The following is a 22,250-nucleotide window of genomic DNA, read 5'->3' on the forward strand; positions in this document are numbered from 1 at the left end:
ACACAAAATTAAAAATGAGTAGCTCTTATTCATAAGGGCAAAGAGCTACTCATTTTTAATTTTGTGTTGATTTAATAAACCCCACTCACCCTTTCCACTAAGAAATCAACGGCAGCTTTTATTTTAGGTATTTGGTAGCGCTGCTTTTGATACAATAAAAAAACGCCAAGATTTGCCTGTTGTGTTATATCAATACTTGGTTTTATAGTCAGTTCGGTGAGTTCACCCGAGGCAATATAAGGTTTTAATGCCCAACGTGGCATCATTAAGATGCCTAAACCCTCGATAGCCTTGTTGACTAACCACTTACCATTATTACTAATTAACACCTGCTCGGCTGAAACATCTTGCCATTGATTATCTATTTCGCAAAGCCAAGGTGTAGGTCCATTAGGCGTTTTAAAGTAAAGCCCTTTATGCTGTTTTAAGGCTAAGGCATTAACAGGCACCCCAAATTTCTCTAAATAGCGAGGTGCCGCGACAGCAATAAAGTTATTCTCCATTAATTTTATCGCTATAACGCGTTCGTCAGGTGCATAACCACCGCGAATAGCCAAATCAACTTGATCGCGACCCAATGTTGACAGATCATCACTGAGGCTTACATTTAATGTTATTTTCGGATACAGCTCACTAAATTCGTCTAACAGTGGTAATAGTATTCGTTCTCCAAAACCCACCATCGAACTAATATTGAGCACCCCCATCGGCGTAGACTGATAGTTTTTCACGGTTTCATCACTGTAGGCTAATAAAGACAGTACTTCGCTAACCTGCTGATAATAGGTTTGTCCGATTTCGGTTAAACTTACAGACCTTGTGGTACGTTTTAAAAGTGTCGCACCCAAACTCTGCTCTAAATCAGCTATTCTGCGTGAGAGTGACGAAGGGGGCACTGAAAAAAGCTCAGCGGCTTTACTAAAGCTACCATTCTCAACCACCTTTACAAAATATTTTAGTGCTCTTAACTGATCCATATACCCTCTTCTGCCACTATTGTCTTTATGACAATAAACATTGGTTAATTAGCCCCTATATCTTATCGTAAAATAGAGGAATAATAACCCTACTTAATAACCACCAACAAATATTACCGACAGGAAGAAAACGCATGAAAACATATACTGCGATCAATCTTATTAAACGCCCAACTGGCGGACCCATTAATGCCGAACTATTTGACGTTGTCCAAAAAGATATGCCAACGTTAGGCACAGGTGAGTTTTTAGTTAAACAAAATTATATGTCACTTGACCCAGCCATGTTCGGCTGGATGAGCCCTGATACATCCAGCTATATTCCACCGGTAGCTTTAGGTGATGTCATGCGTAGTTCGGGTATCGGAGAAATTGTTGAAAGTAACCACCCTGATTTTAGTGTGGGTGACCGTGTAATGGGTATGATGGGTTGGCAAGAATATTTTCTGAGCAACGGACAGGGTCTCAATAAAGTAACGGCTCCATTACCCGATGAAGCCGTGTTATCGGTTTTCGCTTTACCTGGATTAACCGCAACACAAGGCTTATTTAACGTAGGTAAGCCTAAGAAAGGCGAAACAATTATTGTTACAGGTGCCGCAGGTTCGGTTGGCTCGATTGTAGGTCAATTAGCTAAAGCAGATGGTTTAAAGGTCATTGGTGTTGTCGGGAGTGAAGAAAAAGCTGATTGGATTGTCAATGAATTAGGTTTTGATGCGGCGATTAATTACAAGAGTGACGATTTAGATGCTCAACTAGCTAAACACGCCGTTGATGGTATCGATTTGTATTTTGAAAATACAGGTGGACCGATTCAACATTTAATTTTTGAACGTATGAACGCACATGGTCGCGTAATCGTATGTGGACTTATAGCTGATTACAACAAACAAGTGGCAACCCCTGGCCCAAGCTGGATAAATGTCATTAAACGTCGTCTCAACATTCAAGGTTTCACTATGCCAGATCATTTTCATGAGGTCCCTGCATTACTTGAAAAACTGACGCCTTACGTTATGGCCGGTAAAATAAAACACAGAACACATGTATTAGAAGGACTAGAATCAGCTATAGATGGTTTAAACTTATTTTTTAAAGGCGAAAATAAAGGTAAGTTGATTGTAAAACTATAATAATTATAAGGCTTTTGGTGCTTACTTTACCCTAAGCCTTATATTCATTATTTGTCAGTACCACATCGATTATAAACTTGTTTTATTAGACGTAGATAATGGTGTAAACGTCTAATCGTTAATGACTTATTTAATGGGAACTCACATGAATAAATTACACATTGATATCGTTTCAGATGTAATGTGCCCTTGGTGTATTGTCGGATACAAAGGCCTTGAGTCAGCACTCAACGCGCTTGAATTTGATCTAGAAGTAACAGTCAACTGGCTTCCTTTTGAACTCAATCCAACAATGCCCATTGAAGGCCAAGACATTAAAGAACATTTGATTGAAAAATATGGCATTACTGAACAACAAAGTGCACAAAACACAGAGATGATCACTCAGCGCGGCAAAGAGGTTAATTTTGACGTTAACTTTTCACAGCAAATGCGCATGATCAACAGTTTTGATTTACATCGATTATTAGCGTGGGCTAAAAATCAGGGTAAGCAGCATGAATTGCAAATGGCATTTTTTACTGAGCATTTCACCCAAAACACCCCCTTAAATGAGCATGAAAATTTAATAAGAATAGTCCGTGATCTCGGTCTCGATGTTATTGCAGCGAAAGAAGTACTCAACTCAGAGGCTTATGCTGAACAAGTACGAGCAGAGCAAAAAATAAGCATAGACAAAGGGATCAACTCGGTACCTACGTTCATTTTTAATCATAAGTATTCTATCTCTGGAGGGCAAACCAAGGCCACTTTTATCCAGGCATTAAAACAAATAGCTCAGGAATCATAAAATCTTTTTATCTTGTGTGTTAACTGGAGTGTTTTTAGGGATTTATTGGTTTTGGTAAACAAATTAAACATCATGTTCAACCTGCTCATTGGCTGGTTGAACCTCAAGACACGATCCTGTTTTGTCTAAGCTGCTCGCTATCATTGCAGCGAACAGTGAACGTAAAATAAAGCAAATACGCTTAAGTGTTAAAGGAAGACAACAAAAGAGGCCTAAAACGCTTCGTTAGTCTTCTAAATTCGACAGTCGATTTTTTAATAAAAAACCTTTTTTCGATATAAAATATTCAGTGTTGGTTGCCACTTATGCTTTATCATCAAATATACCCTCGCCTGTCAAATATTCTAGGTTAGAAGTTTTTATGGCAGAGAATTTTATCTAATTGGTCAGGTTTAATTAAACCATTTTTATCAATATCTACAAAATATGGCAATTGCCAACGTTGTGTTTTTTTACCCGATTCAGAAAATACTTTTGTGCCAATTTCACCTCTATTTTGACTCCACGGAGGAAATACTCGCAATCCGGTTTTACCCTTATTTTTTGTGGAAGAAACAATGCCTTTTTCAAGCAATAGAGCAATGGGAAAAATAAACATTCCATGCTGAGTACTCTTTACCGATCTTTCTATAGCTTTAACGCTTGGTTGACTCGTGACTTGCACAAATAAGTAATCAAGATCATTCGACGTTAATGGGATAGGGTTATTATCATTGAGAGAGTCAACAAATGGGCGTTGCCAAATGGCGAGAAATGCACCTGGCCTATCGGTAGTAACCTTCCCTTTACGATAAACAATTTTTTTTTCATCTATAGAAAAAACTAACCCTGCATATTTTGAGCTTTCAGAGAGTGGGTCTAACGTTACACCTTTCGTTATTTTATAGCTCGCAGGAATGAGTCCCTTCACTACAAGAGACTCGAATTCATCACGATAATTTTTATTGGCCAAAAACACGTCTCAATTTAGATTTATCAAGTATCGTATCGATATACACTAGCAGGCATAGATGCGGGTAATAAAAATTGAAAATGAGCCGCTCAACCTTTTCACCCACGTTAATACCTAATTATGCTTGTTTATGGCTACCATCACACAGTGGTTGTGATGCTGTTAACTTACAGCCACAAAAGAACACTTTTTTAGACTCGGTCGCGGTAAACCTTACGGGTGAGAATTCAGATCCTTTGTGAGAACCATCACAAAAAGGTTGTTTCTCGCTTTGACCACAAGAACACCAAGCGTATTTTTTACCTTCTTCAACGTCAACTGCAAAAGGTGTATCAGATGCACGTACGGGTGTAGACATAATAATTCTCCATAAAGGGGGATAAAATAACGCCATATTAAGTGACGTTAGCTTATTTTTAGTGTCAGTTTGAATAATCGATTATGACTTTGTAGTCGCTCTCAACATCCAAGCTGTTTTCTCATGTATACGCATACGATCTGATACGAGTGAAGCGGTTGATTCATCGTCAGCATTTTGTGCAATTTTTAACACTTCACGAGACGTCTTAATAACTTGTTCATGGCCTTTGGTGAGCAACGTAACCATTTCTGCTGAACTTGGAACACCGTCAACCTCTTTTATAGAGCTCAGTTTTGAAAACTCTTTATAAGTCCCTGGTGCTGGAACATCAAGTGTTCTAATACGTTCAGCAATATCGTCAACAGCAATCGCCAACTCAGTGTAATGTTCCTCAAACATTAAGTGTAATTCACGAAACTGTAACCCTGTAACATTCCAGTGAAAATTATGTGTTTGTAAATATAGCGTGTAAGAGTCAGCTAAAAGACGCTTCAAACCGTCTGATATTTCAGTTCTATCTACTTTATTTATGCCAATATCTATATCTGTCATTTTATTTCCTCTTGTTTAGAATGGTAATAAATTATAATGCCCCGCTAGAGGCTAAAAATTGTTACTTGAATGTGGAATGCAGTAAAAATAGCCATGGGTTAATTCCTCCTCTTAAACTGCTTTTTATATTACTGATAAGCCTAAATTAACGAATAACAGGCAAGCAATAATAATGGCTAAATAAATAAATTGCCGACCAAGACATGATGTGTTTTTAAGTTGCTCTGAATAAGGAATATGAATATAGGTAATAATTTGAGCATTCGACTTGCCGACACAATAAGGGCAATGTAAATCACTCTTTTTATATTCCAAACCACACTTCATGCATTTGCATGTTTGTGCACTTTTAGTCTGGTGATAACGAAACATAGCTTGCCTTGCGATATAACGCCACATTAAACGATAAAATTGTTGGCTAAAAGAAGTAAAGAGTTAAACAGCCAACGATTAGGTGCTTCAATGTATCATTGATGGCTGTTTACACCAATAGTAGTGATATAAGTAGAGAAAAGAGTGAATACAGTGTCGACTCATTAAAAAGTCCGATGATTATCCGGCTAATAACATCAACCAATGAAAGTAATATTTTTACTAAAGCCTATTATTTTATTTAACCAATAAGTCGGACTAACGATCATGACCATACTCAGACACATCATTAATAACCTATCGCTGTGATGAGATACACCTACATTTTCAAGCACACGTTTGGGTAACCCCTTAAGCTTTTATTGCGCTATTTTAAATATTTTTCGAATAGAAAATGAAACAAATAACGAAATCAATATTCCCATAAAAAAATATATAGCAATTAAATACTTCCCTAGCGCTGATGTTTTAATTTCACCATTAGCCAGTAAGCACAAGCCTTTACTGTAATTAAAACTACCACCATTATCTAGGCATTGGTCTACTAAGAGATAATCATTAACTAACCAAATGGCCATAAAACTAACAAGTACACCAATAAAAAGTGGAATAGAATTTTTTTTCATATTTCCCTAAAAACTTAACGCCTCTTTAAGAAGCAAGTGGTTGTAGACTACAGTAAGATGCTAATCAGTGTTAAAAAATGGGCAAAATTTCGGTGTGTTTTTGAATGATCAACGCCATTTAACCACATGAATATCCTGTATGTGCGCTCACTTATAAATTAGAAACTATTTACCTTAGTTAATAACCCTCCCCGTCTAACAGTGACCATAACTCTTCATATTACATTATTATCTATAGTAAAAAATATCAATATTTTTAAAGTGTTAAAATTAATATAGGTTGGGCTTGCATTATTTCACAACACTGTGCTGGCTGGATTCATTCATTCATAGAAATAAAAAATTATGTAAATTCATTTTATTTTAGTAAAAAAACGTCTCCATTACCTAAGACGTAGAAAGATTTAACCGTTAATTCAATGATTTCCCTAGCCATCAATAGGGCATCTCGTATACCTTAGTACTATTCAAATATTGATGGAAAAATACCTTGCACCCCATTATTCAAATTACAGATGTTAATAAGGTTTATGCCAGTGGTTTTAAAGCACTTGATAATATTAACTTAGCCATAAAACCTGCTGAAGTTTTTGCCTTACTAGGCCCTAATGGCGCAGGTAAAACGACACTCATTAGCGCTATTTGCGGCATTGTTAATGCAACATCAGGACAAATTACCGTTGCAGGTAAAGATATTGTCTCTGATTATCGGCACACTCGCAGACTTATAGGCTTAGTTCCACAAGAGTTAACCACTGATGCCTTTGAAACAGTTTGGACGACAGTTTCATTTAGTCGAGGCTTATTTGGCAAAAAACCAAATCCAGCGTTTATTGAGAAAACACTGAGGTCATTGTCACTTTGGGATAAAAAAGACAGTAAAATGATAGAATTATCTGGTGGCATGAAACGCCGTGTGATGATTGCTAAAGCACTGTCTCATGAACCTGCTATTTTATTTTTAGATGAACCCACCGCTGGTGTTGATGTAGAACTGCGCAAAGACATGTGGGAATTGGTACGGCAACTACGTAACGATGGCGTGACTATTATTTTAACTACCCATTACATTGAAGAAGCAGAAGAAATAGCAGACCGTATTGGCGTAATTAAAAATGGTCAACTTATTTTAGTTGAAGATAAAGTAGCGTTAATGAATCAGTTAGGTAAAAAGCAATTGATCCTTGATTTAAAAGACCCCTTAACTGACATACCTTCGGATTTGGCTGATTTTAATTTACAGATTCAAAATGAGGGAATGCAATTAATTTATAGTTATGACACAACCAAAGAGCACACTGGCATTTCTGCGTTACTTCAGCACTTATCTGCCGCGTCCATTGGGTTTAAAGATATTAAAACAGACCAAAGCTCGTTGGAAGATATATTTGTCTCGTTAGTAAAGGAATCAACATGAATCGTTACGCTGTAGCGGCTATTTACAAATTTGAAATGGCTCGTACTAAACGCACTATTTTTCAAAGTATTATTTCTCCGGTCATTTCAACCTCACTTTATTTTGTTGTTTTTGGCTCTGCAATTGGGTCTCGTATCACTGAAATAGACGGTGTTAGCTACGGTGCTTTTATTGTACCTGGGTTAATAATGTTATCGCTATTAACACAAAGTATTTCTAATGCGTCGTTTGGTATTTATTTTCCTAAATTTACCGGCACTATTTATGAATTACTATCGGCTCCAGTCTCGTCTTTTGAAGTGTTATTAGGGTATGTGGGGGCCGCTGCGACTAAATCGATTATATTAGCGTTAATTATTTTGGCAACCGCACATTTCTTTGTCCCGCTTGAAATAGCGCATCCTTTTTGGATGTTGTTTTTTTTAGTCATGACAGCCATCACCTTTAGTTTATTTGGTTTTATTATTGGCATATGGGCTGACAATTTTGAAAAACTCCAAGTGATCCCGCTTATAGTTATTACCCCACTTGTTTTCTTAGGAGGCACTTTTTATTCTGTTAGTATGTTGCCACCGTTCTGGCAAACGGTGACCCAATTTAACCCCGTATTTTATTTGATTAGTGGCTTCAGGTGGAGTTTTTATGAAGTCGCTGACGTAAGTTTAGTGACAAGTTTTTTTGTAATGAGTGGTTTTTTAGCTTTTTGTTTACTCGCGGTCACTTGGATATTTAAGAGTGGTTATCAGATAAAGAGATAATATAATTAACTTAAATATCATTAAAGGTTAATTGTCACCCGTTCTTAGTATTCAATAAATATCGACAGCTCAGTAACAACATTTATATTTATGATAGTGGTCAAAGGTAGTTGACCACTATTAACGAAAACCACACTTATCCATATTCTACATTTGCCTATATGTGTGAGATTATAAATCAGCAAATGAAATTGGTTCTTAATGGTCACTTTTGCCAGAAACCTGACCTAATTCACTGGTCAAAATATCCCTGTTTTGTGTTCAGTTTGATACGAAACCGGACATTAACACCAATGGGTTTTCGAGCTATTTTTAGTGTTTATTAGACGTTGAGCTACCTTCATCTTGATAGACAACAAAGCCACCATAGCAGTCATTCAGCGTTCACCTTCTATGTCAAAAATGTGCGCATTGCTGACTCTAGCAACTCGTTAATATTAACGCCCTTAATTGACTCAATAACTGCCCTTTTGGTTAGAGTTACATTGTTAATTATTGGCTTAAAAGTCCCGATGCTAGATATGTAGAGTGATTTCCCAAGAGTTTTTAAAAATAGTTGATTAATTATGTGATTAAGTACCATTTCAATATAACCTTGTTGGTCAAAAGGTGGAGCATTACTCTATCTAGCTGATGTGTAGTAAAAGGAATTTAGTATGAACGATGAAGAAGCATCTTTAGAACAGAAATTAAGATCCATTGCTGAGATTAACCCAAACGGAAAAAAAATTATTGGGGTTAGACCAAAAAAGTTCGATACTCACTTTGAATATAATTTTGGTAAAGATTGGGAGGGGTTCATGAATGCTCTAGACACCAACCGCTCTGAACTGTTCGAAACTAATAACCAGAAGAATATTCCTCCACTACTTTTTAGAGGTCACGAGAAAAAAAGATACAAATTGTTACCAAGTGCTTTTAGGGATTTAAGTGCTAATAGCATCAGTGCACATAAAGCTGGGCAAGGTAACTATGTGGGAATAGAATCAGATGGTTTTATCAGTTTCATTGAAGGAATGAATGCGATAGGTCTTCACATAGAACCAGAATCCTTTGAATATATAAACCAATTATCTGATGAAAAAAAGGGATATAGCTCTGCTAAATTTGGTGATTACGCACATGGAAAAATGCTTAAAGATTTAGCTCTAGCACAACACTATGGAGTGCCCACACGCTTACTTGATTTTACTTTAAATCCTTTAGTTGCATTATTTTTTGCAACGGAAGGTATAGAAACAGGTTCTAAAAGCAAAGGAAATATTGGGATATGGGTTATTCCAGAGAAGTTAATTGAAGTCGTTAATGAAAAAAAATTTGTTGAACGGATATTTGTTAATGGTTTTCAAAATAGAAATATGGTCGCTCAAAAGGGGCTATTTATAAATTACATCGAAAAGAGAGGTGCGGAACCAAACTTGTATGTTGATGATAAAATTAAGACTCTTGACCAATATTTGTTATCTGACTTGTCTGATAATCAAAGACAAATAGTGGATGAAAGGATTGGTAAACCAATGCTCTTTACACTTTCACACTGTGGTGAAAGAGAGATAACAAGATATTTGGATCTCATAAATATTAATTGGACGACTATTCAACCAGATCTAGACGGTGTAAAAAAAGAAGTAGAAAGGCGAAAGAGAAAAAGATTATGTTATTAATATAAAAATATAAGTGGTTTCAATCTCAACGCTAGTTGTTTTTACACTATTACTAATTGTTGTTTTGAAATTGTATGACGACCATATTGCGAACATAGTGTTTAAAATATTTATGACTGCTTCCATACCAATAGTGACTAAAAACAACCTAAAAATTGTATCGTTGTTAAAGACTCTAATGTGGCAAAAGTTAGCGTTCTGAGATAAAATTCCACAGGCAGGTATGAGCTTAAACTTGCCCTACAAGTGAGCAGTAAATTTTGGCTAATATTGCCCTAAATATGCTCCTGAATTTGTAAAGGCTTAATGTCCGCAATTGGCTAAATGAAGAAATCTCGGATAGTCACTTGCCAATGTTAACAAAGATACGATAGCTGACATTTGATAGGATTTAAAGTAAAAAATATAACTCCCTGTAAAGGGCTAATTAATATAAAACATGGTAAGAATGATTAATAATGCATACTAACGGAGTAATATCATTTGTTAACGAATGTCTGTTATGGGTACACAAATTCATGTCAGTTTTAGCCGATCAGCTGACCTAAAGATTAGCTACTAGTTAACGTTAACACTACGCCCTGAGACCTTTAGCAAGCTTTTTCTTTAAAAAGTAATGGAAAATTTTGATCCCTTAATGCTTTTAAATACTTTGACTCATCATATGGTTCTTTGGTCTTCCAACAACGGTATAAAACCCGTATTCACTTAAATGCTAGCGATCTTACAGATGATTGAGGGGTGTTACCTTTTGACCGTTGTTGTTGATAATAAAGACCTGCTCAATAAGATTGATGAACGCTTTTAGCTGCCCATTCAACAAATGACTGTCGATTGAATTTAGAGTACTGGTATCGCCAATGAACCCAACACTTTTGACCACTGCGCTCCGTCACAGGTGCTATACCCGTATACATTTGAATTTCTGACGCACGAGTAAAGCGACGAGGATGTCCACCTATGGCAACTAACAATCTTGGTGCCAAATAAGACCCTGTACCTGGTAATGATTTATAAAATTCAGCATCAGGCAATGTCTCAAACAAGGCATTAATTTCTTTATCAAATACTTTAATTGGCTCGACGACCACTAGCATTTGATTAGCCAGAGCAACAGCTAAGAGTTGGTGTGACTCAATAATCGCATTATCTAAGGTAAGTGGTTCTGCTTGACTAATGAGCACAAGGCGTTTTTCTGTGCAACTTACAATACGACCTGAATAGGCATGAAAAGACTTTTTATGGTGTCCACTTTCGCTCTTTTTAATTTTTGTAGGTTCGGCCAGGGTGTGATGAAGTCATAAAACATACCTAAGCCACAATGTGAAAACCAATCAAGTAATTTTGGGTAATATTGCTTGAGCGTATTAATTAATCGATTACTAAATCGCCTTCTATCTCCTACCAGTCTTCGGCATTGTTCGACTAAATACCCAAGTTTTCGAACAGGTTGATTTTCCATCTTCAAGGCTTTAATCTTTTTTGGATAATTCAGCATTAAATCAAGTGCTAACTCAGCGTCCGTTGGGTCGTCTTTGGCTCCACTAGGAGAAAAGGCTTTACGATACTGGGCTAACATCGAAGGATTAACGAGATGAATAGTGACAAATTTAGACTTCTGAAGAGCATAAAAAATAGGGCCTTTATATAATTCTAAGGCCATGGCAATCTGCCCCTTATATTGCTTATGCAACTTGATTATCCAATCATTTACCGTATTCGATGAGTGCTTTATTACCTTAAATTGTCGTTTATCTGAATTAGCTTGCTGAATGCATAGATCATGTTTGTCGTTAGCCCAATCTATTCCAACATAAACAGAATAATTACCATTAAACGTAGTCATAACAACCTCCAATTAGTATTGTCAGCATGTATGCTAAAGCTCATCGAAAGCAATAAGGGGATCATCAAAGTAATGAGCGCACAAAGTGATCATTTAAGTTGTAGGCTGAATCTCATACATTATGAATAAAACGCTATTTCCTAAAATGAGTAAATATAACTACAGCCATTTAAAAACCTACTGTGGTATATGAGACCAATATAAAACACTATACACAATCACATATGCTGAGGGTTTTCATGATTTCAACTTAGAAAAAAATCAAGCTAACAGAACTCTAATATAACCTTATAAATAAAGCTGTATATTAACAAACCTGTTTTACCACTAATTCGGGTGGTACCAAAGGGACAATATCGTTGACATAAAAAGAATCACTCGATGCTTGATCCCACCAAGTTAACCATATTCCATCAAGGTTTCCTTGCATCAATTGATGGTCTGTTAATTCAGGCACTGTATGAGTACTTGATTCTAACATGCCATTAGGTGTTCTACGTTTAATCATGTTGTAAGTCAGTTGGCTAACATCATCTAACCCCATGCTCCCCAGTAACTCAAAAAAGCTATTCAAAGTGTGATGATGAAATGAGGTTACTCGCTTGGCTTTGACATCAACATCTATCGCTTTAGAGCGATTTTTATTTTGAGTGGCAACCCCCGTCGGACACATATTAGTATCGCATTGCCTAGATTGAATACACCCTAAAGACATCATAAACGTTCGGGCGGCGTTAACGGCATCTGCACCAAAGGCAACCTTGTTCAGTATGTCAAAACCCGACGCTGTCTTACCCGCTGAAATTATACTTATTTTCTCTCTAAGACCTAAACCAACCAGTGCTTGATGGACAAAGTATGTACCCTCTAAACAAGTCATGCCCAGTCTATTACTAAACTCTACAGGCGCCGCGCCCGTTCCACCTTCCGCGCCATCAACAGTAATAAAATCAAGGTATATGTTGCTTTCAATCATCGCTTTCGCCAAACATAAAAACTCAGCGGGGTTGCCTACACAGAGTTTAATACCAATAGGCTTCCCGCCACTTAACTCTCTCAGTTGATTTACAAATGAAAGTAATTCAAACGGGGTTTTACATTCTGGGTTAATCGCAGGAGAAACACAGTCTTTATCTTTGCTAACCCCTCTTATCTGTGCGATTTCATCTGTTATTTTTGCTTTAGGAAGCACACCACCATGACCTGGTTTAGCACCTTGCGAAAGCTTAATTTCAATCATCTTAATCTGTTGTAATTGGGCTGTTTTGGTAAAAGCAGCAGGATTAAATCTCCCCTCTTCATTTCTACAGCCAAAAAGACCCGTACCAATTTGCCACACTAAGTCACCACCGTGCTTTAAATGATAAGGGCTAACGCCACCTTCTCCCGTATTATGGTAAAACCCACCTGCTTGAGCGCCTATATTCATGGCTTCAATGGCCTCTGCACTTAATGCCCCATAACTCAGTGCAGATATATTGAGTCTTGAAGCTTTATAGGGCTGCCCGCATTGATCTCCACCAATAATAACGTGCTTAGATGCTTCTTTTATTGTTTTGGGTGCTAACGAATGCCATATACTTTGATAGTTAGTTTGCATTAAGTCTCGCTGAGTACCAAAGGGAATAGTGTCAGTTACAGACTTGGCCCGTCGATAAACTAAATCTCTTTGCTCACGATTAAAGGGCATTTCTTCTGTGTTATTAGCAATAAAATACTGTTGAATTTCAGTGCGTATCGACTCAAAAAAATAACGAAAATAGGCAATGACGGGGTATAATTTATTTAAGGTATGCTTGCTAAGGGTAAGGTCATAAGCGCCAATTACCGAATAGGCAAGCGTAAGCCACATAACAAAATCGGGAAACCATCCGCCTATACGGTAAACCAGTATAAAGCTACTGATGTTACCAACAGTCAAAACTAACCAGTAAAACTTTTGCGCTAACGTCATTTTAAATATCCTCATATATTTTCAACATGCCTAATTTACCCCATTTATCAATGAGATGATATTTATGGGTTCAATACGGTATTAATCACCACTGATGCGGTATTTCGCCATTTGGTATCAATGATGCTGACAAAACCCTCCAAACTAAGCACTACTTTTGTGTTTCTCTGTAAACGGTTAACTCCGTTAAAAGCCAATTTTTACTTTTAACAACGGCTTTATCAGTGCAATGAATTTTATAATATTTGCCTGAAATTTTACTCTTGGTCGCTGAATATTTAATGAAGTCTTCACTAGATTCAATATCATCTGAGTAATATTGGTATTTCTTTTTTATATGTTCAACGGCTTCTCTGCCATTATACAGGTTGCCATTTCGTTCATACTGGCAATCTGTTGATGCTATAAAACGTAGCAGATGATTAATTTCATCTTCTTGGGTTGAAGCAAAAACATTTAATGAATAGATGGATAACAAAATTAAGATAAATTTAAACACATTCAATGGGCTTCCTCCAATAGCATAACTTCATGGGTTTTATACATATCTTACTTTCTACTTGTTATATATATTCTCACACCAAAGAGCGTTAAGGTGAACAGTAAAAATAACCCTAAAATGCCTACTAACTGGTTAAAACCATTAAAGGGTGTCCATTGCAAATAATGTATTTTATATAACAAGTTTATAAGCCTAGTATCATTACCTTTTTGATTAAGGGTTAAGCGATCCCAATTAAGCTTAATTTCAACACCTGTACTTGTAAGGGCATGATCACCATTAATCTTAATTATTTTTCCGTACCGTTCTTTATGGTTTAAAAAAGCATCCTCTAAAAGCGCTTCGTATTGCAACTGAGTGGGAAATTTTTTAGGTAAAAGAGAAACAGGGTCTAAATGTTCAACTTTTCCTTTTGTTTTTACTAATAAATGATGCCCTAAAATGGTATTAATCAACTTTGCCTCCTGCCAATCAGGAGCAGAGACGAGCAATGACTTCTCAAGCGGATAAGTTTTTAAACTTAGCTGTTCGTAGGCTTCACTGTAACCTGGTTTTATAAAAAAGATTAATCCAGTTAATGTCCAACCTAGCATTGGCAATACTAAGATCAAACCTATAATTTTATGTATTTTTCTACTTTTCATTATGAACACTTCTATCTGAAACTTACATCATATAATAATGTAGGTTTAACGCGGTAAATAGTTGGCTAATATGGAGAAAAGACATGAGCCAACCGCTTTTTAGTGAGTTTTATTATATTGTTGTAAGTGCCCTTCCACCGAGTGATCAGCGATTAATCCCACCTTTTTATTGGGATGGTAGTTTGTCATCTTTGGTATTTATTATTCCATCTCTGGCGTATAAACAAATATGGTAGGAATGCTCGTCGAAAAGTTCATCAAGCGTATATGTTGAATAATCTATAGTGGCATCCATACCGGAACTGCTCCTGGGGTTTTAAAGCCAGATAACGTAAAAATAATACCTGACTAAAATAAGCGATGAAGAGACAAAAACCAACTATTTTTTGTTCTTATTGTTACGTTTATACTTTTATTAAAGCCCATTAAGCGATATGGAACGAATAATTTGCAAAACTTCAAACTGATTTACATTAGAAATGATATACCCGTAGCTTCAAGTACTATATGTTAGGCGTAATAACACCCTTTGATTAAAAACCTGATGATATTAAAAGTAGATTTAAGACAATTTCTCGACGAGCAAGGTCATGTACTCGCATTGACTGAACAAGCTAAAACGATTTTCAAATTTTTAATAAAAATTGTATCGTCAGTGTCTGAAAATATTGAACAGCCCCTCATCGATGTTCAAGTCAAATGTGACACCCGAGCGAGTGGACTTATTTGTGAGGGTGAGATTAAGGCAAAGTCTATTGAGCTTGATAATATTGAGTGGCATTGTGACACCTGCGAAGCGACCGGAACCATATCAAATTGGCGAGAAAGTATCTGGGACAAACAAGCACGTACAATACATTAATTGATGTCTACTGCTTCCATAATTAGTCGCACAAACAATTTGAACGTCTGGTCTGGTTATTTACCTGTTAATAGTTGATATATTGTTATAATACAGATAAACCAAGCTCCGCTTCAAGACCCCTTAACGGTTGACTGATGAACTGAAGCGCTATTAAACCAAGAGTCATCTTGGTTTATTTTATCTGTTGTTGATAATATTATCTTTAAAGAAGTCGCTGAAAACGCCCTCTCTAAAGATAAAACCAAGGACAACCCTTAGCTATACATTAATAAGTACTAATATCTGACAAGTTAATAACGTGCTGAGTAAAAACATCACCTGTTACATTTTTTAAGCGCAGCGTAATGGTTGGATCTTTACGTGCCCAGTCTATAAGTACTTCACCATAATTTACTTTGTTGGTAAAATCACCGACGCGATGTTTATTCGGGCTAACGTTTTTCCATTCTTGCGTTAATCCAGAGCTTGTTACTTCCCAGAGCGGATAATCAACATCGGTAGAAACTTTGGATACTTCTCCCCAATGTGTATCCCCACTAATAATCAGTACGCCATTAACCTTATGCTTTTTAATCAAAGCGAACAGTCGCTTTCGGTCACTCGGAAAATTAGCCCATGATTCCCAGCCGGTAAATTCAGACAGTAACTGTAAGCTTGAGCCAATAATTTTAATTGCAGCAGGTTTTTTAAGTTCGCTTTCCAACCATTGCCATTGTTCTTCCCCTAACATTGACGCATTTTCAACTGTACTCGGTGAATATGGTCCCATATGGTTAGGTTTGCGTTCAAGCTTGTAGTCAATGATTGATACGGGGTTTAGCGCTGCTCTGTTCCAGCGTAAATCAGGTAAAATAACATGTACTTTTTCTTGACCTGTGCCATAGATATAGGAAGTATAAATACCATGTTTTTGAGAATAACGGTCAGAGTCTTTAGGCTCTTGCCAAAAATCTAGCATTAACTTTCGTGAGGTTTCCTTTTCAGGATACTCAGCACCAGCATCATTTTCACCGTAATCATGGTCGTCCCATATCGCGATTGTTTCTGTACTTGCACGCAAGGCTTTAATACCAGGTATATTCCCCAAACGTGTGTATTTATCGGCGAGTGCTTGCATATTTTCAGTGTCGCCATAGACATTGTCACCAAGGAAAATAAATAAATCGGCTTGTTCTTTGTTTATTGCCTCTAAAATCGGCATACTTTTATCTTGGTGGCTACAAGAGCCAAACAGTATTTTTTCTACTTTTGCTTGTGCCGTTAGCACCATGCACGAAGTGCTAACGAACAGTAACGCGATTAACTTAACTTTTTTCATTAAAATACGTCCTTAATTGCTGACGCTATATCAGCATTAAATTTTTGTGGGTTTTCACCTAATAACGTTAAGGCCGTTGCAGCAATTTGACTTTGCTTAACCTCATTTTGAGTGATCACTTGTCCTTTTGCTTTGATGCCCGTTCCTATTGCCGCAAACCAAATATTTTCTGAGCCAACAATGCCTTGAGGAAAAGCCTCTAAATTTTTCATGTATTCTTTTACCGCATTTTCAGACGCATGATGTTGCCAATCATCAGCGTTACTGCCACGCCCATGGTCGGTAGTAATTAATAAAACCGTTTTGTTTTTATATTCAGGAGTTGTTTGAATAGTCTGCCATAAATCTTCAATAAATTTATCGGTTTGATGAGCAGAACTCAAATAACTGTCGTATTGACCGTCGTGGGCAAAATCGTCAGTCTCGCCAAACGAAATAGTCATCACTCTTGGTTTCTGGCTTAATAAGTAATCTTTAGCAAAGCGATAGGTAAAACTATCGAGCCTTACGTTATGCCAAGGGCTAGGGATTTCTTGTTGCATGGCATTAAGTAACGTCATCTCATCAGACAAGGGATACCCGTGTGCTGGCGTAAACCCAGCATTAATATGCATGTTATTACGTTCAACATTGAAGATTGCCGGAAAAACATCCCAACTGCCAAAAGCGGCAAGTTTATTAACATATGACTCTTTATTATTTAGCCATTCAATAAATGAAACATGCGGATTAGGCACCTTTTTATTACTATTTATCTTTGGATCGGTAATACCTGTAAATATTTCACTGTAACCCGGATACGAAAAATGCCAGTTATTAGCAACAGACATCGTAGAGCCTAACTTTCGATTACCAATAACAATACCTTCTTTAACAATGGTATTCCAAAAAAAAGGCATAAGAAGTTCACGACGTTTTTCTTCTTTTTCATGCCAAAATTTTTCAGTAATGTGGTTTGATTCTCGAACAAAATTTTCATCGTTGAGTAATTTTTTATCAGCGCCGCCAAAGAGTTCTTGCCAGCGTAATCCGTCTATCGTAATTAATATTAAGTTTTTAGCGCTGTCTTTCACTAAAGGAGTATTCGGCGCTAAGGACGTTGTTTCAGCGAAAGAAGAAATGCTGAGAAATAGTAAAGTAAAAAATAAATGTTTAGACATTTTTGTAGCCCATTTAAAGGGGTTAAAAATAGATAAAACCAAGTAAATAAAATTTACTTGGTTTTTATTAAATATAACGCTCATTCACCCAACGCTAAGATTAAAAGCTTACCGTTAAGGTCATTGATGCTGTACGAGGTGCACCAATAAAGAAAGCAGTGCCATTACCTGTCCCTGTCGACAAGAAACTTTCATCGGTTAAATTATTAACCACGAATGCTAAGTCAAAAGACTTAAGGACATTGCTATCAATACTTGCGCCATAACCTGCGTTAAAGTCAACAACCGTATAGGAATCTGCATCGCCACGTTCACCGGTATACTTGGCAGAAAGCCCCAATCGAAAACTTTCAAGTGTGTAGTTAGTCGATAAAACAAACATATCGTCAACCGAATCAATCACTTTACTACCTGATTCAAACCCAGGGGCATTACCGACATATGTTGAATCGTTGTTCGTGTACGACGAATAAATATCCCAATTCTCGTTAAAACGGTAACTGGCACTTATTTCAAACCCTGTAGAGTCGATGCCACCTACATTAAGATAAGTACCATTGGTACCTATGCTGTAATCAATACCTGAGGTATCGCTACCTGGAGAGATAAACGTGATGCGGTTATCAAATGAGATTGAATAGTAAGTTGCAGAAAAATCAATGTTTTCATTGTTATAACGTACACCAACATCAATGTTTTCAGCTGTTTCAGGCTCAATTTCATTAAGTGTTGATGAATCTCGCTCTAAAACACCATCTTTAATTGCTGAGAAGTTTTCACTGTAACCCGCAAAGACTTCAGTCGTGTCATTCACGCTATAAATAACACCCGTACTTAATAAAACTTCAGAGTCACTGTTTACTTCACCCGTAACACCTTTTGCAAAGTTATCGTATTTTTCTACATCAACAAAGTATTTTTGCATGCCTAGGTTAACCGTAAGATCACCAAAATCTAGCGTGTCTTGGGCGTAGAGCTTTAAGGTGTCTGTTTGAAAACTATTACTATATTGTGTCCAATAAGGCGTTTCATCAAAGTGATGATAAACACGAGCGTCTATAACTTTATGCCAGTCACGTGACTCGTCACGGTCTGTAGTTTCAGTCCATAAACCCAGAGAAATATCATTGATGCCAATTGACCAATCAAAATTAGCGGTCATACCTAAACGGCTTTTTTTGTAGTGAGTATGACGATATGACATAACAGGAACGGCGCTTCGGTCGTAACAAGAAGGCGCTAACTCTGGGCCTGAGTCCCAAGGATAAGCTAAATTGTCGGTACACCCAGCCGAAGGTGCTAAAGGGTTACCTAGTTGATCAGTAAAGCCATATTGGCTGTCGATAGAACCACCTTCTGTGGTTGGCTCACCTTGAGCATTAACTGCAGACACTAAATAAGGTGGGATCCAATCACCGCGTCCGGTATTGTTGTGCATATAAGGTGAGATTTGAAAACCCATCGTTGATGAAATATCGTATTCAAATTTTAAATAACCTAACGTATTTTCACGCAAGGTTGACCAGCCTTCAGCAAACATTTGATCAAAATGAGGAACACCCGTCCAATTCCACGTTAATTGGTCCCAGCCAGGTGATTGATCAAATTGGGTCTTACTGACTGAGTTATAATTGTCTTCATCGGCATCATCGTAAGACAAACGCCCAGTAATATTTAATTGGCCTAATTCGGTAACAAATTTAAATTCAGCATGCTCTCTTGCCATTCCACCATTTGAACCTTCGCCAACCCAACGACTGGTTGATGTTGATGAATAGCTAGCGTAGGCGTACGTATTGTCAAACAATAGGCCAGTGTCGTGGCGAACAAAATATCTTGTCGCATCATGATCACCTTTAGTTAAGGCAAATTTCGTTGTTTTTTCAAAAGCGGGCATCGCACTGACAAAGTTAAATGTTCCCCCTAAGGCATCTAATGAGGCCGAAGAAATATCTGAAGTACCTTGTGATACTTGTATAGTCTCCATGTTTTCTGAATCAAGATAACGGTTGGCCTTTGCACCACCGCCATAGTTAGAGCCACCATTAGGAATTCCATCAATAGTCATGCCTAATTGTTGTTGATTACCATCAATACTAAAGCCACGCATCGTTATGGAAGTAGACCAATCATCACCACCAAAAGCATCGCCTTCGTTAATGCTGATACCGGGCAAGTTGTCCATTAACGCTAAGACACTGGTTATGCTCGACTGTTGTTGCACCATTTTCACGTCAATTTCATGGTTGGCATGAGATGATTTTTTAGCAACAACAGACACTTCTTCCATGGTACTTTCTTGGGTTTTCACTTCTTCTGCTAAAACATTAAACGCAAATGTTGATGATATAGCTAAAGCAATTAAACTTTTTTTATGAGAGTTAGACATTGTTTTCCCTTTAGGACATTTTTGAGTATTTATAATGCCGATAGCATGCCTTTGAACTATGACTACATATGTTCAAAGTAATGACGTTTAGGTTAAGAAAACATGTCACTTTTATTAATATAAATGTCATTAAGAAGCGGGTTAGTCTTCAGTAACATATTGTTATGTCATGAATATTGCCCGTGAATAACCTGATGAGAAATTTAATGTGTTGCCACATTGGTATTTGTCTAGATGCTTTAAAATAAATTTTGCGTATGGCCTTTACTGTCAGGTTGCTGACATAAGATGCCATAGAAAAAGGAATGATTTCGATTGGGTGAAATTTTTTCGCACTTAAACGGCATGTTATATCTCACGATACTCTGACTTAATTAAAATCATTATTGGCATACATTCGAGCACTATTGTTGCCAGGACCTAATGGAGAAAAGAAAACCTTATAACGTTGATACCTTGCAGGAAAGTGCGACTCTAACCACTACCCAATATATTTTGGTTGAGCACCTAATTGAAATATATTACTCAACTGTAGGTAATATTGATGTTGTTTATAAAATTTTTGACAATCACTATTTTTGGCAAAATATTCTAACAATACTATATGGTCTTTAATCGCATCAACGACTCGAGATCCTTAATAGACAGATGACTTTTCTATTTTGTCTCCTTTAAAAAAATACGCGAGGCCATTTTCAACAAAAGCATAACAGTCAACCTGATTGAGCTTCTGAAAAATCTCATGGTTTTTAAAAGGGGCAAACCACTTTAAAACATCGGCGTAATATTTTTCTATTGAGTGCTTCCTATAATTCGTTTAATAAAATTTGTCAGACAACGCTAATATAATGTTACTCAGTTCGAAAATTTGGGGGGCTCGGTACTGACGTTTCCAGGATATTGTTAAATATATTCTTTATTATAATGCGCCGGTTCAATCTGTATATTGAATGAAATCATTTTTACTTTTTGACCGAGCGTTAAATATACTCTTTCGATTTCGTTATTATGGCCGGTAATCAATAAGCTTTTGCCAGTGTCGTTAATCTCAGCTTTTGGTCTGCTGCCCCAATAAGTTAAGTTCACCACTTTGTTTTAAGGTAACGCATTAAAAACTAAATACTGACTAAAATAACGTCGGTAACCAACGTAAAATCAGTATTTTGCAATATGATGTAATGGTCACTTGCTTGAACTCTGCCACTGCAATAAAGTAATAAAACAAAAAAGATACATTTCAAATAGACTTAATCCTTAAGTATAAAAGTTCGTTATAATTTTCCTAAAACGAACATAGCCCATTGTTTATTGTCCGTATTGAGCCGCCTGTTATGTCTGCGACTTAAGCCAACTCATTGCATTAACCTCGTCGTCAAAAACTTTCTCGTTTAACGAACTTCTTGCAGGCGTTCTACTTTCTAAAATGTTAAGCGCTACATTAGAATTTATGACTAATGCTTTTGCTACCATATTTTGACTATTCAACCAGATATTACACTCATTTATTTTCTCATACACTTCGGGTGTACCTCCCTCAGTATCAGTATAATTAATCAACAATTTAAATGCATTTTGACAAAAACTATCAACGACAACTTTTAGATTTGCAATTGATTTATTAACTCCTTCTACATTAAATGCCCCTATAATTTTAGATATTATTACATCACCTTCAACTGAAATGACATTTTTACCATGCTCTTGATACATAATTTCACCTAGAAGTTATAACCCTGTTTAAGTGATAATAAATAGTTGGCTAAAATAGACAAGTAACGAGTGCTAGCTAACTGTTTATTGTCAGTTACAATAACTTATTATGTGGAATCTTCTCTGTAGGTCAGTAAAGCAATTAATGCTTCACTCGCGAAAATAACACCGTACTAAATTACCATTGCAAACATAGCTCCGATGGCTCATTGAGGCTCTCAACCTTCACCAAAAAACAACCCTAAAGCTAATATAAAAAC

20 protein-coding genes and 1 pseudogene are annotated in these 22,250 nt (G+C 36.7%); 7 read left to right on the top strand and 14 right to left on the bottom strand.

The features are described from left to right. Nucleotides 1-71: 71 nt before the first annotated feature. Nucleotides 72-977, bottom strand: a complete 906-nt coding sequence (locus H4J52_RS04835) for a LysR family transcriptional regulator (RefSeq protein WP_182224300.1) — start codon at nucleotides 975-977, stop codon at nucleotides 72-74. A 134-nt stretch (nucleotides 978-1,111) separates the two neighbouring features. Here H4J52_RS04835 and H4J52_RS04840 point away from each other — a divergent pair, with 134 nt between their 5' ends. Both H4J52_RS04840 and H4J52_RS04845 read left to right on the top strand, forming a co-directional pair. Further along, nucleotides 1,112-2,110, top strand: coding sequence for an NADP-dependent oxidoreductase (locus tag H4J52_RS04840; RefSeq protein WP_182223547.1), 999 nt, complete (start codon nucleotides 1,112-1,114; stop codon nucleotides 2,108-2,110). Nucleotides 2,111-2,255: 145 nt separating this feature from the next. Then, nucleotides 2,256-2,900: a DsbA family oxidoreductase gene (locus H4J52_RS04845; protein WP_182224301.1), complete on the top strand. Its 645-nt coding sequence runs from the start codon at nucleotides 2,256-2,258 to the stop codon at nucleotides 2,898-2,900. A gap of 349 nt (nucleotides 2,901-3,249) precedes the next feature. On the opposite strand, the gene H4J52_RS04850 is transcribed toward H4J52_RS04845, so the two are convergent. From H4J52_RS04850 to H4J52_RS04870, 5 genes are all read right to left on the bottom strand, one after another. Next, nucleotides 3,250-3,852, bottom strand: coding sequence for a MepB family protein (locus tag H4J52_RS04850; RefSeq protein WP_182224302.1), 603 nt, complete (start codon nucleotides 3,850-3,852; stop codon nucleotides 3,250-3,252). A gap of 118 nt (nucleotides 3,853-3,970) precedes the next feature. After that, the gene (locus H4J52_RS04855; protein WP_182180973.1) at nucleotides 3,971-4,210 is read right to left on the bottom strand and encodes a CDGSH iron-sulfur domain-containing protein; all 240 of its coding nucleotides are present in this window, start codon (nucleotides 4,208-4,210) and stop codon (nucleotides 3,971-3,973) included. A gap of 81 nt (nucleotides 4,211-4,291) precedes the next feature. Further along, nucleotides 4,292-4,765, bottom strand: coding sequence for a Dps family protein (locus H4J52_RS04860; RefSeq protein WP_182180974.1), 474 nt, complete (start codon nucleotides 4,763-4,765; stop codon nucleotides 4,292-4,294). Nucleotides 4,766-4,888: 123 nt separating this feature from the next. Next, nucleotides 4,889-5,137, bottom strand: a complete 249-nt coding sequence (locus H4J52_RS04865) for a hypothetical protein (RefSeq protein WP_182180975.1) — start codon at nucleotides 5,135-5,137, stop codon at nucleotides 4,889-4,891. A 359-nt stretch (nucleotides 5,138-5,496) separates the two neighbouring features. Further along, the gene (locus H4J52_RS04870) at nucleotides 5,497-5,763 is read right to left on the bottom strand and encodes a hypothetical protein (RefSeq protein WP_182180976.1); all 267 of its coding nucleotides are present in this window, start codon (nucleotides 5,761-5,763) and stop codon (nucleotides 5,497-5,499) included. Nucleotides 5,764-6,253: 490 nt separating this feature from the next. On the opposite strand from H4J52_RS04870, the gene H4J52_RS04875 reads away from it, so the two are divergent. The 3 genes from H4J52_RS04875 (at nucleotide 6,254) to H4J52_RS04885 (ending at nucleotide 9,602) form a co-directional block, all read left to right on the top strand. Beyond that, complete coding sequence (locus H4J52_RS04875; protein ID WP_182180977.1) at nucleotides 6,254-7,180, top strand: ABC transporter ATP-binding protein; 927 nt, start codon at nucleotides 6,254-6,256, stop codon at nucleotides 7,178-7,180. Then, nucleotides 7,177-7,938 (top strand): ABC transporter permease, encoded by a 762-nt coding sequence (locus H4J52_RS04880; protein WP_182180978.1) that lies wholly within the window; start codon nucleotides 7,177-7,179, stop codon nucleotides 7,936-7,938. The genes H4J52_RS04875 and H4J52_RS04880 overlap by 4 nt, the downstream gene beginning before the upstream one ends. 656 nt (nucleotides 7,939-8,594) lie before the next feature. After that, a complete protein-coding gene (locus H4J52_RS04885) occupies nucleotides 8,595-9,602 on the top strand; it encodes an FRG domain-containing protein (protein ID WP_182223550.1) in 1,008 nt (335 codons plus the stop codon). A 590-nt stretch (nucleotides 9,603-10,192) separates the two neighbouring features. Here the strand turns inward: H4J52_RS04885 and H4J52_RS04890 are convergent. From H4J52_RS04890 to H4J52_RS04905, 4 genes and pseudogenes are all read right to left on the bottom strand, one after another. Beyond that, nucleotides 10,193-11,448: pseudogene (locus tag H4J52_RS04890) on the bottom strand (IS110 family transposase). Nucleotides 11,449-11,755: 307 nt separating this feature from the next. Further along, complete coding sequence (locus H4J52_RS04895) at nucleotides 11,756-13,402, bottom strand: FMN-binding glutamate synthase family protein (protein WP_182223551.1); 1,647 nt, start codon at nucleotides 13,400-13,402, stop codon at nucleotides 11,756-11,758. 151 nt (nucleotides 13,403-13,553) lie between these two features. Continuing rightward, nucleotides 13,554-13,901 (bottom strand): DUF5329 family protein, encoded by a 348-nt coding sequence (locus H4J52_RS04900; RefSeq protein ID WP_182223552.1) that lies wholly within the window; start codon nucleotides 13,899-13,901, stop codon nucleotides 13,554-13,556. 50 nt (nucleotides 13,902-13,951) lie between these two features. Continuing rightward, nucleotides 13,952-14,548: a hypothetical protein gene (locus tag H4J52_RS04905; protein ID WP_182223553.1), complete on the bottom strand. Its 597-nt coding sequence runs from the start codon at nucleotides 14,546-14,548 to the stop codon at nucleotides 13,952-13,954. Nucleotides 14,549-14,631: 83 nt separating this feature from the next. On the opposite strand from H4J52_RS04905, the gene H4J52_RS04910 reads away from it, so the two are divergent. Further along, nucleotides 14,632-14,784, top strand: coding sequence for a hypothetical protein (locus H4J52_RS04910; RefSeq protein ID WP_182224303.1), 153 nt, complete (start codon nucleotides 14,632-14,634; stop codon nucleotides 14,782-14,784). A gap of 293 nt (nucleotides 14,785-15,077) precedes the next feature. Continuing rightward, nucleotides 15,078-15,410, top strand: coding sequence for a hypothetical protein (locus tag H4J52_RS04915; RefSeq protein WP_259367818.1), 333 nt, complete (start codon nucleotides 15,078-15,080; stop codon nucleotides 15,408-15,410). A 268-nt stretch (nucleotides 15,411-15,678) separates the two neighbouring features. On the opposite strand, the gene H4J52_RS04920 is transcribed toward H4J52_RS04915, so the two are convergent. The 4 genes from H4J52_RS04920 to H4J52_RS04935 form a co-directional block, all read right to left on the bottom strand. Further along, complete coding sequence (locus tag H4J52_RS04920; protein ID WP_182223556.1) at nucleotides 15,679-16,731, bottom strand: alkaline phosphatase D family protein; 1,053 nt, start codon at nucleotides 16,729-16,731, stop codon at nucleotides 15,679-15,681. Further along, the gene (locus H4J52_RS04925; protein ID WP_182224304.1) at nucleotides 16,731-17,891 is read right to left on the bottom strand and encodes an alkaline phosphatase family protein; all 1,161 of its coding nucleotides are present in this window, start codon (nucleotides 17,889-17,891) and stop codon (nucleotides 16,731-16,733) included. The genes H4J52_RS04920 and H4J52_RS04925 overlap by 1 nt, the downstream gene beginning before the upstream one ends. 100 nt (nucleotides 17,892-17,991) lie before the next feature. Then, on the bottom strand, nucleotides 17,992-20,280 hold the full coding sequence (locus H4J52_RS04930; protein ID WP_182224305.1) for a TonB-dependent receptor domain-containing protein: 2,289 nt from the start codon (nucleotides 20,278-20,280) through the stop codon (nucleotides 17,992-17,994). Between the two features lie 1,329 nt (nucleotides 20,281-21,609). Next, nucleotides 21,610-21,990: a hypothetical protein gene (locus H4J52_RS04935; protein ID WP_182180986.1), complete on the bottom strand. Its 381-nt coding sequence runs from the start codon at nucleotides 21,988-21,990 to the stop codon at nucleotides 21,610-21,612. Between the last annotated feature and the right edge of the window lie 260 nt (nucleotides 21,991-22,250).

The organism is Colwellia sp. MB02u-14 (genome assembly GCF_014076915.1).
Lineage (GTDB): Bacteria > Pseudomonadota > Gammaproteobacteria > Enterobacterales > Alteromonadaceae > Colwellia_A.